General features: G+C 40.8%; 5 protein-coding genes and 1 pseudogene. 2 read left to right on the top strand and 4 right to left on the bottom strand.

Features of this window, described 5'->3' with window-relative positions; all coding sequences use genetic code 11:
- Window positions 1-4: 4 nt before the first annotated feature.
- Genes EJV45_RS16815 through EJV45_RS16830 form a run of 4 tightly spaced genes read right to left on the bottom strand, consistent with a single transcriptional unit; the run spans window position 5 to window position 14760 of the window.
- On the bottom strand, window positions 5-6901 hold the full coding sequence (locus tag EJV45_RS16815) for an AAA domain-containing protein (protein WP_129717515.1): 6897 nt from the start codon (window positions 6899-6901) through the stop codon (window positions 5-7).
- The gene (locus EJV45_RS16820; RefSeq protein WP_129717517.1) at window positions 6898-10662 is read right to left on the bottom strand and encodes an ATP-dependent RecD-like DNA helicase; all 3765 of its coding nucleotides are present in this window, start codon (window positions 10660-10662) and stop codon (window positions 6898-6900) included. Before EJV45_RS16820 ends, EJV45_RS16815 begins: the two co-directional genes overlap by 4 nt.
- On the bottom strand, window positions 10646-11920 hold the full coding sequence (locus EJV45_RS16825) for a restriction endonuclease subunit S (RefSeq protein WP_129717519.1): 1275 nt from the start codon (window positions 11918-11920) through the stop codon (window positions 10646-10648). The genes EJV45_RS16820 and EJV45_RS16825 overlap by 17 nt, the downstream gene beginning before the upstream one ends.
- Window positions 11920-14760, bottom strand: a complete 2841-nt coding sequence (locus EJV45_RS16830; RefSeq protein ID WP_129717521.1) for a class I SAM-dependent DNA methyltransferase — start codon at window positions 14758-14760, stop codon at window positions 11920-11922. The genes EJV45_RS16825 and EJV45_RS16830 overlap by 1 nt, the downstream gene beginning before the upstream one ends.
- Window positions 14761-15834: 1074 nt before the next feature.
- Between EJV45_RS16830 and EJV45_RS19665 the strand changes: the two are divergent.
- Window positions 15835-16215 (top strand): annotated as a pseudogene (locus EJV45_RS19665) (ester cyclase).
- A gap of 115 nt (window positions 16216-16330) precedes the next feature.
- A complete protein-coding gene (locus EJV45_RS16845; protein ID WP_240755317.1) occupies window positions 16331-16615 on the top strand; it encodes a GNAT family N-acetyltransferase in 285 nt (94 codons plus the stop codon).
- Window positions 16616-16680 lie beyond the last annotated feature (65 nt).

A 16680-nucleotide genomic window follows, 5' to 3' on the forward strand; every position in this document is an offset into this window, starting at 1 on the left:
CCAATTAGCTTTTAAATTGAATGTCGATTGCACTAGTACTTTCTTTAACTATATAAGGTTTTTCTGCCAGATTATATACGTTTACCAGTTGGTGTTTATTTGTGCGGCTATTTTCTTGAATAAACCCTTTTTTTCTGAGTATTTTTTCTTCAATATCGCTTGAATGAATGGTTATATCGTCAAGATTAACCCCCATTTTTGCATTTAATATCTTCTCGATACTGCCATCGTGCTGAAAGTTGAGCTTTTCAAGGTTTCCTATCCCCTTAGTATCGTCGTCCGGATATAATACAATCAAATAATCTTTAGCTCTGCTTATGGCTACGTTGATAAGGTAGTGCTTGTGAATGAATGCACCATAAGAAGAGGAGGAAATGGAATAATTGGGCGGGTTAACAACGAAGTAGACCATATCGCATTCATCCCCCTGAAACCCGTGTACAGTATCGGTAATGACTGTAAGATTGGGTTTCAGGTTAAGTGACTCTATCATTTTATTGATTAAAGTTGCCTGTGAACGATAGGGGCAAACAATACCAATCGTCCACATTTCATTATCTTGCAAACTTTCATTGAATTTTTTTACCAGTTCCAAAATTAAAATAGCGGAATAGATATGGTAGGCGCTTTTCCTCAATTTACCCGGCGTGTACACCGAATCATCCATATTGACCGGGAACTTTAACAAGGTAACTGGCTTGATGCCCAAATGAGCAAACCCAGTTGGGAAATTCCGGGGAAATTTTCCCGGACCGTCTACTGTTGCCCTGTGATGATGCAGGTCGCCATTATATGAAAAGGCACTGAATAATTTCCCGATTTGTTCTATGCTTCTGTATTGGGTGGTTAAATTCTCAATTTTATTATTTTCACCGTAAACCGGAATAGCTTTTTGCGCTGCCTCCTCAAAGGTATTCAAGCCTATCATGGTATAGATATTGGCTTCCTTATTGAAATCTACCGGCAGGTCTTCATCATCTATTTCAACAACAGGTGGTATCTGAAATGGGTCGCCAGCTACCCAAAATGCCGTTGCTTTGTTTTCAAAGCGGCTTTCGCATTTGTACATTGCATACGTCATGTACGAAAGCGGAATCATAGAGGATTCATCAAAAATCACATAATCCCAATGCATATCCCCAAGCTCTGAAAGTATATCTTCGTTGTGCTCCTTTTTCAGTATTGCCCGCTCGTAGGGCAACCTGTGAATCGTAGTGATGCATACACATCTTGTATAAGCTTCGTAAATAAATGAATCTTTATTTTGAAGCAGGTCTCTTTCAACAATGTCGTTGGCAAAGGAAGCTCCATAACGCACCAGCCAATAATCATTCTCACCCGTGCATTTCATGATACGCTGGGTAAGTACATCGGCTGCTTTATTGGTGGGGGTCAACACCAGTACTTTAGCCGCCGAATCGGTATTCATGATGGCTGTTATTCGTTCAGCAATGGTAGTGGTCTTGCCTGTACCCGGAGGGCCAAAAATAAAATGAATGTTAGGTGATAAGTTGTCTTTCAGGTTATATGTTTCCTGCCAGCTTTTTTCATTGGTCAATCTTTTAAATGCATTCAGTAATCTCCTCAGCAAATCAACCGACCGGGAAAATCTAAGGTCAACTCTTTTAATATCATTCAGGTTAATGTTCTGAAGTAATTCAGGCCTTGCGGGCATTACGTTCAACACCTGCCCCTTTTTAGAAACATCCTGGATTCTTAACTCCACGGGTTTGCTGTTATTAAAAATAAAGGTTGCAGAGAAATCAGTACAGTATTCTATGGTTGGCGTAACTGTTCTATTGGGGTCTTTAAAATTCAGCAACTTCCTGGAATCTTTATCCCATTCCACATGAAAAAAAGAAAGTTCCTGTTCAGGTATGCTGTGATCGCTTTCATTATCCTGGTTAATCTGCAATTCAATGAAGCTCATAAACCACTTTAGGCTGTATTCACTTTTAGACAAATTTTCAATGAGTTCTTTTCTATAAGCCAGTTGCTCCAGTTCTTTTCTTTTATCTTCCACAAGCTTCCTTAGCTCGGTATCCATGATCGGGTTGTTCAGCAACTCAGCTACCTTCATCTGGTGCATATTAAATAATGATTCCAGGTCATTGAGGGCATTTAGCGATATCCATTTGGTGGTTTTGAGGGTGCTTATTATTTCTGAGAAGCTGAATTTTATAGGGCAATGGATGGCATTTTCATTGAAGTAATACTTATCCTTACTGATCGTTTTAATGTAAACGCCTTGCAGCAGTAGCTTTACCGGTAAATTATTATAGTAATAAAGCAGAATATCCGGATGGGTACTTTTCCATTCGTTGTAAAATGTGTCAGCCCATTCTTCTCTTGTATGTAAAATCTGGTCGTTGTCGTAAATTTCCTCTATTTTAATCTCCTGCAGCAGTTGCTTCAGTTCCTGTGACTCTGTCCAATGCGAGCCATTGTATATACTACATCCTGTACTCCTAATTAGTTCATCAACATCCAAGCCCAATTTATCCAATTCGTGATACTTATTTACATCATAATAATAAACTGTGCCAACCGACGTGTCTACAAAATGGTATTCTTCTTTATCGCCGGTTGAAACAGGTAATGGTATTTTTACCTGCGAATGTTGAATGCATATCTTAACCATTTCTTTTAAGAGGTCATAATGCTTAGATTGTTGATTAAATTTAAAATCGGGTAAATTTTGGTGTAAGAAAACAAGGCTATTGGCAACTAATTCTACCGGTAAATCATTCAATTCGGGAAGCGAGAAGGTTTTAATAGTCCCTGGGTTTATGAGTACTTCCCTCAAGGTATTTATGGGAGCCCAGGGTAGGTTAAAGCCCAAAGCAGAAAGCAGGGCGGCTTTATGCTTTTTTTTAATCGTGTCTGCTTCCTTCCAGCTCCATGTGTAAATGTGTTCCGGAAAATTTTCTACTTCTTTGAGCATGTATTTTCCGGAGCTATTGTATAGTTCTGGCCGAAAGCCAAATATGGCTGACCAAGTTTTTCGGTATAGTAAGGCACTACTGTTTTTATGATATCTGATCAAAAAATTAAGCAATTGAATCTGCTCGTCCTCGTGCAAATTTTCCTTTAAATCAGGACATAGTAAAACATTATTTTCAATAACCGGATGGAGGTAGCCGCTACATTCCCCGGCTTTAAAGGAAGGCGTTGTATCTGTTAGCTTTAGCAGACGGGCAAGGGCATCATAGCGTTCATCCAAGTATGAATCTGCATGGAACAGACTAAAATGATGCATGGACAGCGCAAAGACACCGTTCAGCTTCCGGGCCGTCTCTTGGTGCTTTATGCTGTATCCGGACAAGTCGAAATCTTTGTTGCAATACTTTTTATAAAGTAGTAAGAAAGCCAGTTGCGAAGCGTTGGGCTGGTATCCTGTATTCTGTATGGAACTGTTTATCCTGGCAAGGATATCTTCTTTATCCTCCGTAGTTTTCAAGCCAAATAGCTGGCTTAATTTGGCCTTGTCATAAGAAAAACCGATTGTTAATTTTTCAATCAGTATTTCTATGTATCGGGAATATCCTACGTTATCCGAAGTGAAAATATCTGATAGCTTTAGTTGGTATTGGTTTTCATCGCCAAAATAAATAGTGTCGCTGCCGGTACTTATCATATCGTTTAGTGTGAACGACAGCTCAGCATTTACTACAAATTTAAATGTGGTTTGAAACAAATCCTTGGATGCATGGATATCCGAAAAAGATAATGCTACTTTCACTACATTGTTAAGGATGGTAAGGCCGCTATTATCTTCAAAATTGTATACCACAGTTCCCAGCTTGTCTATGAACTTTTTTTTGAAGCTATCTTCTTTGGTCACAATTACTCTGGTGAATGCGTTGGTGTACGCTTCATTTGACGGCTCCCAGTGTTCCATTAAAAAATCTAAGAGTTCATTTTCTTTTAGTGCTACCAAATCTTTTAGTTCAGGTATCACAGGTGCAATAATCAGTGTTTTATGGAATCGGCTGAGGTGGTCTTGTAAAACAATATCTCCCTGGCTGCACCAAACCATTTCCTCAGTATCGTGCTTGCTTCTTACAATATAGTTCGTGGCTTCTTTTTCAATTACAAATTTTTCAAAGAATGGTAGACTGGCTATATGGAAGGCTTTACCTACCACCGCCATATCCGTCTGTGATATACGTTTAGGTGCTCCAAGTGCAAGAGTATCAAAAGTTGTGTTGCTTAAATTAAAGGGTGCATCTTTTAAATAGGGCACCGAGTCGAATAAGGGTAATGCTTTTCCAAATATATTTGTGAACAATACAGCCAAGATATTGTATTCTTCGGGCTTTAGGGAGCTCCAACCTGATTGAAAAAAGATAGTATCCGAATGAGCTGAAAAGCCGCTTTCTAATGGGATAAATACTTTATTGAATACGGTTTGATTTTGATTGGTTGCCTTTTGCAGTGAGTGAATATCTGCATAGAATGATTTAAGGTCTTTATGGATAAAACCTTTTTTATCAGCCATTATATTATCCCACAGAGGGATCACCACTTTGGTATATGCATCGTTTTCTGTTTCAACGAGGTATTTATGTAGAGTCTCATTGTTTTCTGCTTGACTGATTTTAAAAGGTTCAAGCCAGCTCTTTTGTGTGCTCTTTAGCAATGCGCCCAGGGCAACAATATCGCCTTGCTGATTACAAAACAACCTGAGTGCCTGCATTCTTATCAGCTGTTCCGAAGGGCTTTCTTTGCTTTTGGCATTTTCCAGGGTTTTAAATATCCGGTGTTTTTCTCTGGGGTTGAATTTTGCTTTTTCGAAGCCGCTGCTCAGGTAGTCATTTAAAACTTTATAGTCATTGTAGTCCACAGAGCCCCTTGCCCTGATAAAGGATTGGATACCGGGTACTGTTGACAACCCATTTTTGGAACAAATAAAGCCTGCTTTCTCCAATAAATCTTTTATAGTTTCTATTTCTTCAAAAAGCAGCAGGTATCTTTTTTCGGACGACCTGTCATTCAACTCGTTAATGCATTTTAAGGCACCATTATCAAATAAAAATAGCTTCAGCTCGTAAAAGTTATCTTTAAATGTTTCCGCATCTTTACCACTGCCCGTTACTGCATGAATATGTGTATTAATCTCATCAAGTATAATGGGCAGCAAATTAGCGTCAAGCTCCAGCTCCTTATTAATTTTTTGTGCCACATTAGGTTCATAAAGAAGCTCAAGAATTGAAAACCGGCCTAATCCAATGCTGATAGCCGCATTGCCTAACATCTCGTCATCGCTCCAATAAAACCATTCGTAGGGCAAATTGTAGTGAGCCGGATTCAACTCGAGTTTTGTACTCTTTATTTTAACTTTAAGCGGGTCGCTCTCTATTTCGAAACCAGAAGGAGTATTTGCTACAACTGGGATATTCGTGTTAACAAAATCCCGAATATTGCTGATCAATGGCTCGTTGATCCATCTCTTGTCGGCATCATTACTTTCTTCTGACAACAAGAGCAGGGGATAAATTGCGAGGAAATCGGAATAGCTTGCTTCATTCGTATTTGCGAAACAACTCGTTAAATAGGTTACCAGCTTCTGAGCAAATACTTCCAATAACCGTACATTCAATGCATCTGAATGCAGCGAGGTTCTTGCTGATTTTTTGTAAAATGCATTGGAGTGAAGTATGAATTTCAGTTTGTGCTTTTCCTCGCTTAATGGGAAGTATAAGTAGAAGTTGGGAACATTGTCAATTAGCTTTATGGCATTTATATAATCAGTAAATCCAAACAGGAACTGTATATCTGAATCTTTATCTGCAATAGCTTGTTCAGTCGGGGTTAATGCTTCTTTCTTTCCAAATCGTATGTACCGGTACTTTTCGGAATCTTTCGGTATAATAAACGATTTGAATTCCAGCGGTGCGTTTTTAATATCTGTGCCATTCAAATGCACATGTTGCAAGCCATTTACCTTAGAATCAGCAACTTTGTTCAATATGGATAGCGAAAATCGAATGCCTTCTTCAAGATTTTTATCGCCCAGTACATGGCTTTTATCGGTGCCGAGTTTAAGGAAGAATAAGGAACCGGTATCATAGTCATCTACCGGGATAATATTTTTAAACTTCGACAACCATGTGCCTAATTTTCGTACATCGCTCTGGGTAAAGGCATCATTTTTTTCTGCGTAATATGCATCACGGATAAGCTCGTCGGGCTGTGTGGGAAAATTCGTGATCAGTATTTTAAATAGCCAGGGTTCATGTGTTATTATATCAACCTTTAGTTCTTCTTTTTTACGTTCAATACTATACTCCTGTGCTACAGGAACTACACTTTCTACATTGCTCTTGATCAGATTTCTTAACTCCCCGTTTTTCCAACTGAATAATACAGGGCCGTAGTTTTTGTCCAGTAATTCATCAAGACCGTTTTCTTTACCCACCAGCCTGTGGGCCAATTTGAACCCGATGCCAAATTTGCCTATGGTATGTTCGTCTTCTGTTTTTGTGGAAACGCCTACATTTAAAATAGATTGTATGGCAGGAAAATCAAATTGCCATCCGTTATTAATGACCAACAGGTATTCAACGGGCTTACCCTCTTCGTTGAGTTCGGTTTCATCCTCTCCCCAAACCATTATAAAATGACTGCTATTGGCATCAACTGCATTTTGTAAAAACTCATACACCGCCTGCGCATCCTGGGCCATGTCTAAAAATCCTTTCAGAAATCCTTTTATACCATCTACTACACCCTTGGATTTTTGCCCATGATAAAGATCAAAGAAGCCAAAAACTGTTTTCTGATTGACTTCATCGAAATGATTGGTTCCAACAAAGTGCTCATCCCTGTTAGTATCTTCCGTTTCTCTGATATTTTTTTTGAAAAAGGTCCTAAACTGGCGTATGTCTTTTATTTTCATAAAGCAGCATATTTATCAAATACTATTTTTATTATTTCATCAATCTCCTTTACAGATACCGCTCCTCTTATGGTTCCATCCTCTATCTCGAAGGCTTTATCTTCTGTAATAATGAGTGTGCCATTTTCGCCGCCGCCTTCTTCAAACGGAAGAATGTCGTTTTCTCTGTACCATTGGTATTTTTCTTCCCACCGTTGTTTGTACTCTTTGTCGTATAGCATTCCGCAATGCTCCCAATAATAGACTTCACCCGTATCATCATTTTCAATGGTAAAATCGGGTAGCTTTTCCACTTCTTTAATCGTTAGCTTTTTCTCATACAATGGATTTAGCTTTTTATCTATTAACCGCTGGTAAATCAGCAATTCACTTTTTGAGCGCAGCATCTTTCCATCGCTGGCCTGGTGTATGAGGTTCTTTTCTAAATAAGCCCCATCAACCTCCACCAATTCGGGCTTTGCAAACAGGTTGGTAATGCGTTTGAGTGCATCCGACTTGGTAGGCGATGCCAATCCCTTTATATCAAAAGCATTGCCTTGAATCAGCATAATTACTTTATCCTTTTGCCGGGTAAGTGCGGTGTACAGCATTTCCCTTGACAACAAGAAGCATGGGTTGGGAATAACGATAAATACCTTGCCGAATTCACTGCCCTGGGCTTTGTGTACCGTTAGTGCATAGGCTAGCTCCAAAGGATTGTTGGCTTCTTCAGAAAACTCCCACCCTTTAAATGTGTATTTATAGCCTTTTTGTGAAGTAAACTCAATATCGGTGTTTTTGGGCTTACCCTTAAAGGTCATTTTAGGAGTCTTAAATTGCCCGATTACCATTCCTATCTCTCCATTTGCCGCATAGTTTAATGCGCCTTCGTCGGGCCATACATCTTTGGGATTTCTCCGGCTATTGTACAGATTAATGACTTTATCACCATAAACTATTTCTTCCAGGCCGATCGGCGAAGGGATTTTGCCGTACCGGCTTTGTGCGTATTCAACTTTGTCTTTCCTGAAATGCTTATGAATTTTCCTGTTTAGTGCCCTTACGCCATATACTTTCTCCCGCACTGGCGATAGTATCTGCCAGCTCTCCGCCTTATTGGCCGCTTCTTTAAAATTGAAATAACGACCATCGGATGAACCTAAAGTTTTATTGAAAGTCGCAACATCTTCCAAGGATTCCATCCCTAACTCTTTCACCAATACTTCTTCAAATTTCTTTTCAAAAGCCGCTTCGTTTTCCCAGTATTCAATCCGTAAATATTCGGAATCCGGCTTGCTGATAATATGGTTGATAATGCTGTCTGCTCCGGGTTCTAAGGTTTCGCCACTAAACCATTCGGCCAATTGTAAATCTTCCCGTTTGGCGCCGCCCTGCCTTCTTTTAATAGTGAGCTCTGCATAACCTTTGCCCATTCTTGGAAAAGCAGTATCTATTCCTTCGGGTTTTAAAAAATGAATGATATCTAGGAAAGGGCGACCGGCCCCAATAGGTGGCAGTTGCCGGTGGTCGCCCACCAAAATAAACCGCTTTACCCCTTTTAGGCAGTCTAAGGTGGTTGCCAGCATTTCTTCGGTAAGCATGGAAGCTTCGTCCAGGATAACCGTTTCGTATTGTCCCTCGCAGTATTGCGAAGAAAAAATATATTGCTGTATATCTCCATTGTACCTGCCGAAACCCGAAAGGAATTGTGCCAGGGTTTTGGCGGTTACATTGATGTCTTTGGCTACTTCTTCCATCCTAACCCTTGCTTTACCCGTTGGCGCAAGCAGGAGCACGCCATTATCTGCTACTTCTTCCTGACCGGCCAAAATGGTGAGCAAGGTTGTTTTGCCGGTACCGGCAGGGCCAATTAATACAGAAAATCTGCTTTCGGCAATTTCTTTTAAGGCTGCTGCTTTTTCTTTTCTTGCTTTCAGTTCCTGCTCATCGGGTGCGCCTTTGGTATGTTCTTTGAGTGCGTCATTTAAAAGGGCTGCCCAGTCTGCCTTTAATGCTAATCGTTTGGCATTGGTGCGTTGTGTAATTTTTTGATAGATGGTTTCACGGGTTTGCGCAAAGCGTTGTAACTGGTAGGCTCTTTCCCCGCCTTTCATTTCTGCTAATACAACAGCATCGGTAAAAGCTTCTTCTGCCAATTCGAAATAATCGCTATTGATGGGACATGCTGGCGTTATGGATAAATTTCTTACCTGGTTGATGATTTCTTTACGGGGCAATAAAGTATGTCCTGTTAAGGATGCCCGTTCTAATTGCTGGATGGTTAATGCCCGGATGCGGTTGTTCTCAAAGGGGTCCTGGTATAAAGTGCCGGTTGGCAGTAAATCATCCGGTGCATTTTTCAGGTATAGACCCAAATCAATGGTGCTTAAAGCTACGGGGCTGGTGGTAAATCTTAAATCTTCATAAATAAGATAAGGGTTGGCCAGATATTCCTCGTCCTTTCTTTCTATACCAAACGTTTCTCTTTCTTCCTGTACAAATAATGAAGTGGCTTGCTCTATACTTAAATCGAAGCGGCTGAGTAAATGCAAAAACTGGATACGGACCGGTGTGGATTTTGCCTTTAAGCGTTGGTATAGTTTAGCACTGTTGAAAGGGATTAATGCCGCAACAGCTTCAGACAATATTCCCTTCGGGTTGTCCAATGCCTGTTCAAACAGGTTCCAGGGATTATTATTTTCATCTTCTAGTTGATTAATAATTTCGGCTGCCACAAAATGCCCTTTGTCTATGCCGAAGGCACAGAGTGCTGCACCCATGCCCGGGTAAGCGCCTCTTAGTTTCTCCAACTGTGCTATTTCATTGTGTATCCATTGTATTTTGTGCGCATTGTTTTCTCCAATGCCCAAAGCCTCTGATTTTTCAAGGGCCTGCAAACAGGCCAGCAGCACCCTTATGGCGCTATCGTTACTCACATGTTCGGCAGCATACGAAAATTCAAACCGTTTATCCTGCGGTACTATAACGGCTAAATCTGCCACGTTAAAATCCGGATGCTCCTGCTGGTAGGCTAAAGCCTCGTGATAGGGCAACAGGAACCCGTTCTTACCCTCCTTGCGAATGGAGTGCAATATCATGTGCTCCCAATAGGCTGCACCAAAACGCTTGTTGCTGCCTTCATAGGGCTCTGATGGAATAATTTTATTGATCTTGCCCACACCGGCCAACACTCTGCCGCTCTCTTCTATAAATGGGGTTTGTTTGGCATAGAAGAATACCAAAGAGGTTTCCGCCTCCAGGTGTTCGAAAAAACAATTGAGCAGGGCTTTTTGGTTGGTGATTTCCTGTACCCAGGTATCATTGCCATTGGATGCCCAGTCCAGTACAGGCTCCCGGTTATCATCCACATTTAAATCAAAGGCTGCTGTCTTTTCTTTTGCATTTTCTTTCAGCATCCAATGATAAGGAACAGCAGCTGCCGAGAAAGCAGGAAACTGTACCCGGGTGGGTTTTAAATGTCCGTGTGTATTTGGCGAGCTTTCCGCATAAGGATGATGTAATGTTTTGTAGAAATTAAAGTTGGCCATAAACGTGGCTCTTTCACCCACGCATACAGGAAACTGATTTTCTTCTAAATCTTTCATCAATAACCCTTTTACACTTTCCTCCTGTTCATCATCCCGGTTAAGGGCACAGTTTTTCAATATAAGGCAGGCACCATTGGCTTTGGGATTGCTGCAAACGCTACCATTCCAACCGCTATCGTGCCAGGGCACACGGATGGATAGATGTTTGAGGATGTATTTAGGATTGTGCTTCATGCTTCATAGTTTCTTTAATGAGATGGTTTATCCGCACCTTACCACTTAGTAAATCCTGCATTAAGCCGGTTTTAAGGGATTGGAGTTTATCATTTGAGTACTCAAGTGCAGCTAAATGACTATTACTCTGTTGCATTTTTTCTAAAATGTGAATCTGTTCTGTAATCGTTGGTGTAGGAAATACTAATCTTTTGAGGATTTTAGAGTTTATCGAAGACATTATTCCCCCTTGTGACTCTTCATTAAAAGCTCTCAAAATCCAGGGAGAATAGTTTAATTGATAAGACACCAATTCTGGTATATATTTCTTTTGATTAAAAGTCATAGTCCAAACATGCTTAGAAGACAACGCATTTCCTATCGTATCTGGTACTACACAGCTCCTCCCAACCGTTCCCATGATTGTAATCATTACATCTTTTGGACGCACCGCATATCTCTCTAACTGTGTAAATTTCTTATGAGTTACGAAGCGCTTATAAGAATCTATAAACTGTTCTCTAAATACATTGTCAATTCCCAGATAGGGGATTCCTGTTTCAACCCATTCTGATTTCGTAAGGGAGCTACCGAACGGTCCACTTCGCATGTTATTGGGGACATTATCAAGCATATTTTCTAACGTCTGATATTCCCACTCCTTCGGAATCCTACCCATTGGACTGTCTTTAAACTCATGGGTTTCCTCGCTGCGAATATTGCCGTGTTCGTCTATACCTTTGGTGAGCAAGTCCTGCATTAAGCCCGTTTTAATGCGGGTGTATTTGGCGATGAGTTGCTCAGTTTGAGTAATAGCTTCATCTACTTTGGAAAGGATGCTGGCGATTTGGGTTTGTTCGGTTTTGGATTTTGGATAAAGAATTTGATGCTTCTTTAAGTCCTTTTTTTGAAGATGTTTTAATCCACTTCCCTGAAAATAATTGGCGTTGATATAATAAAGGATATTGAGTAAATCAAAGTAGAGATACTCAGTATCAATATCATCCTTGGTTGTTATAGTATAGGTATCGGTTGAATAAGCCGCGTCACCTTCATAATATTTGATATTAGCAACACCGCCAGTTGCTAAAAAGATGTTTTCCCCGTCAAGCAGTTTGTTCGTATGTTGTAAAACGGCTTCTCCACTAGTGAAAAATGGGTATTCACCAAAATTTGCCGCATCAGAAACTTTTAAAGGCGACTTTCGTCTTTCTTTAATCAGGTTACCCAAATCATCAGAAACCCATCCATCAGGTATATGCACTTGATTTTCTTCCATTAGTTTAAATAGTTTAACTGGGTTAGAAAATCATTGAGTTCCGCCATTGTCGTTTCCCGCTTTTCCTCTATGGCCTGGGCAGATGTATAGTATTTATCAAAGAGATTTTCGTAAGCGGCTACCAAGGCTCTTTTCTCGGCACTAAGGTAGCGTTGTAGCTGATCGTTGATAATGTCGAAATGCTTTTTAAGAATCAGTTTCTGGCTTTCTTCGGTGGTAATTATGCCACCTATTTGTTCCAGCAATGCGTCGATACTATCCAATTTGCTTTGCAGTATGCTGCAGTCTTTTATCCGGGCATTGTAGGGCTTGTTTATTTCCTTGAACTGCTTTTGGGCATTCAGTACCAGGTTCAGCTTTGCTACATCCTTGTTCCCCTTTTTCAATTCCTTTTCCAGTGCCGTTACCGATTTTTTGATTGCATCGTAACCGGCGGTATCTTTTAAATCAGCCTTAAAAGCCTTTACCAACGTTTCTATTTCAGTATCCAGGTTGGCTATTTCCTTTCGGGCAGCATCCAGTAGATTATTGCTTTCGGCTTTTACATCCTCACTGCCATAGCGTTTCAGCTCAATTTTCAATTCCAGTTCTGCCTGCTTTTCTTTCCACAAGGTTTTGCAGTCTTTAATAGCTTGTTCCAGGTCTTTTATTTTGGTTTCCTGCTCCTGGTATGGTTTGGCTTTTTTAGGTTGCTTTTTTTCCTCCAGGTAAAACTCAATCATTTTGGCCAATTCGTCTTTGGCCAATTTAGGGGTTTGTTTTACTTCGCCTTCCTCTTCATCTGGTTCAAACTCTACTAAATTCAGGGCTTCTTCGACCGCTTCTTCCAGTTGGCTTTCAAAATCAGCTTGTTCTATTTCTATTTGCTCAATCGCCGCCTTTTCGGCTTTGAAAAATGCTTCAATTAAATAGTCATCAGGTATTAAGCCCGCATCCCAACCGTTTTGCATGATTGTTTTAAGGTCGTACTTGATATTATCCCACCAGTTTACAAACACGCCTGCCACTTGAAATTTATCTAACACCCCTACCGGCACAAATTTTTCTTTAATCGTGTTTAATAACTCAGCTCGTACTGTTGGCAAGCTGGCTCTTGAGCCATTGCCATTGGGTGCAAGCATAGAAAAATCTTCTTTAGCCAATTGCCACCAATCTGCCAGGTGGATACCTAATTGTATAAGGGTTTCGTTTACGTTGCTATCTTCTTCAACCCTAGGTTCGATGTTGGCTTTATCTGTAATTGCAAAATCCTTGTAGTATTCGTTTTTATCATTGAACAACTGGTAACCGTCAAAATCAAATTTGGGAGCCAATGTGTTTTGCACTGTTTCAATTTCGGCAATAGGTACGCCACCAATTAAATGGGCTTTCACATCTTCGGGTTCGGGCAATGGCGTATTATCTACATACCGGCGGATATTAAGCGTATAATCATTTGCAGCAATAGTTGCTACGTCTACCAGCTTTGAGTAACTGACTTCTTCAATTTTATGCGTAAAAACAAAATCAATCTTCTCTACGTCTTCCGGGCGCAGCGTGTTTTGTTTTTTGCCTTCAGCATAGTCCTTATCGGCATTTACAATGAATACTTTGTTCTTCAGGTTATCAGGCTTGCTTTTATTAAACACCATAATGCAGGCTGGAATACCCGTGCCGTAAAATAACTGTGGCGGCAAGCTGATGATACCTTCCAGTACATCTGCTTTGAGCATGTTCTCCCGGATTTCTTTTTCCTTACCGCCACGGAACAAAACACCGTGCGGCATTACCACTACCACTTTGCCTGTTCGCTTGCAGCTTGCCAGCATATGCTGAACAAACATTAAATCGCCTTTCTTGCCTGTTTCGGGAGCAAAACCATAGCTAAACCGGCCGGTATATTGCATGGTCGCTTTGTTGTAATTCTGTGAAAAAGGCGGATTGGCAATCACCCTATCGAACTGGATGAGCTGCCCGTCTTTTTCATTCAGCGGTTCTTCCAGTGTGTCGCCATACTCAATATTATACTTGGTGATGTTATGCAAAATGATATTCATTTTACAAATGGCAACCACGGTGGGGTCATTCTCTTGCCCGAAGAGTTCCAGATCACTGGCATTTTGTCCCTGCTCTTCGATGTATTGATGGGATTGAATAAGCATGCCACCGGAACCGGCTGTAGGGTCATAAATAGACATCCCGGCTTCTGGCTTTATTAATTGCACCAACAAACGCACTACCTGGTTTGGGGTATAGAACTGACCACCTTTTTTACCACTTTCATCTGCAAAATGTTTGAGCAGGTATTCATAAGCCGCACCCAACAAATCCGGGAACTCAAAATTTTCATTGACCAGCCTCGGAAACTCATTGAAATGATCAATCATTTTTTTCAGGTCCACATTCTTTACAATCTGCTTACCATCTACTTCCTTGTTGAAGTTGATGCGACCTTTAAAAATTCCAGAAAGCGTTTCAGGGTTGGCTTCCTCAATAGCATCCAATGCCTTATTAAGCATTTGACCAATATTGTTCTGCAAGTGTTTTATCTCCGGCTGTTGGACACCATTTTCATCAATAAACTTTTCGTTCCACCTGGCTCTGGCCGGTACAAAAAATGTATCTCCATAAGTCAATTTATCTTCCAGAACTTCGGCCAGGGTTTCCGCATCCAAATGCTTATAATCGTTTTTCTTTAAATACTCCCGTTTCTGATCAAATACGTCTGACATCCTTTTCAGGAATAGCATCCCAAAAATGAATTCCTTGTATTCCGATGCATCCATTTTGCCCCGCAGAATATCTGCCGCTTTCATCAGGAAGCTTTCTAGTTGAGATAACTTGATTTTGTTTTCTTTCATCTAACGGTTGCTTTGTTTTCTATTTTTTCCAGGGGGCAAAAGTAGCGAAAGCTACCCAGTGCTCTTCATTTATCGAAGACAAAATCCAATGAGACACAAACTTGCGAATGCAGCCATATAAGTTTCTGAAGTACACTAAAATTTTTGACTGATGTATCAACATCAACGCTACGGGAGTTAGGCCTTGGTTTTTTTGATCTCTCTTTGAGATCGGCAAGTAATAACTACCAGTCAATCTTCAATTCCATTGCTGGCAGATCAGGTGAAGTAGCTTTTGCCTATCGATTTTTCTATGAATACGGTCATCAAATATGGCTCAAGTTTATCAAAAATAAATTGAGAAGGTATCGCGACTCGCTGTTTGAAGCCCTAGATAAAAAAATTTGATTGTATTTAACAAAAATACATTTAAACTAAGCAAAAGAATATTCTAAATATGACAAGAAAATAAAGAACTGTCATAAAATCACGACTGTGTTCGAACGTCCAATACTAGTTTTGAAAACCCGATTTTTAAGCATACAGCCATACATATTACCGCTTAAACAACCAAACTAAAAGCAGGGGAACAGTCAAGGGTGGCAGCAGTAGCTGCTATTTACTATACCGTTGATGGTTTTCGGGCATCATTAAAATTGAGTTAGTGGTGCTATGACTAATAGCCGAAATAGAGGCAGTCATCAGACTGGTATGAGGAAACGAATACACTCTTGCTATGGCGACAAAACGGGCATCTTCCTGTGAGAGTCTTGGACTCGCAATCGAAAAACGGTCACATACGACAAAATCGTGGTGAGCCTGCGACAATTCGATTCGATAGCCTGCAGGCAATTGCAATATGATTATAAGAATCGGAAAGATATAGTAGCAACATTATTCGAATCCTTAATCGGCTAGTTAATGCGATGATCCAGGAAAATGGAATCCTTCTACGAATAGAAAATGTGTTGACCCCCCAAACCCATCAGCTTTTTACAATTTCTCCCCTTCCCTGCTTGCTAGTTTTGCTTCCACAAAAGAGCAAAAAATATGAGCATGACAACCGAAGAACAAAACAAGGCGCTGATCAGGAAAATGTATCAGGATGTGCTGGTCGACTGGAATATGGAGCTTGTAGACGAATTGGTTTCGCCTGCGTTCAGGTCGCACGACTGGTCGGAAGATACCGCCGGACCTGAACCTTTCCGGCGGTTTTACGCAGACATTCGTAGCGCTCTGCCTGATGCCCGTTATGAGGTCGACGACCTGATTGCCGAAGGTGACCGTGTGGTTGTTCGCTGATTGCTGGGCACACACCTCGGCAAGTATATGGACATGGCTGCAACCGGGAAAGCAATCGAACTCAAAGGGATTGCCATTTACAGGATAGAAGATGGGCGGGCAACCGATCGCTGGGTGATCACAGATTTTTACGGCCTGCTAAAAAAAATGAAAGTTGCAGGCGCCTGGCGCTAAGAATCTTTAGATAAGGAGCAGCCTGCAATACATCCTGTCGATTTGTTGACATATGTCAATAGATCGTAGGTTCAGCGCTGCTACCTTTACGGTCATAAAGATTAAACAAGAAACTATGATCACCATCGAACAAATCAACGACGAGCGCCGGGGTTATTTTAAAGCTACTGAAGGAACAATTGAGGCCGGCCGGATGACCTATGTATGGGCTGGCAGCCAGAAAATCATTATAGACCATACCGAAGTAAACCCCGATTTTGGCGGTAAGGGTGTAGGCAGATTACTTTTAAACGAAGCCGTAGCTTTTGCACGCAAGACGCAGATAAAAATCCTTCCGCTTTGTCCCTATGCAAAAAGTGTATTCGATAAAGATCCTGAAATTGCCGACGTGCTTTTTTAAATCAACGGGTACAGCCGGTTAAATAAGCGGCTCGCAAACAAGGGTTAACCCGATGGTTCGCTTGC

This window comes from Pedobacter sp. SYP-B3415, assembly GCF_004138205.1.
Classification (GTDB): domain Bacteria; phylum Bacteroidota; class Bacteroidia; order Sphingobacteriales; family Sphingobacteriaceae; genus Pedobacter.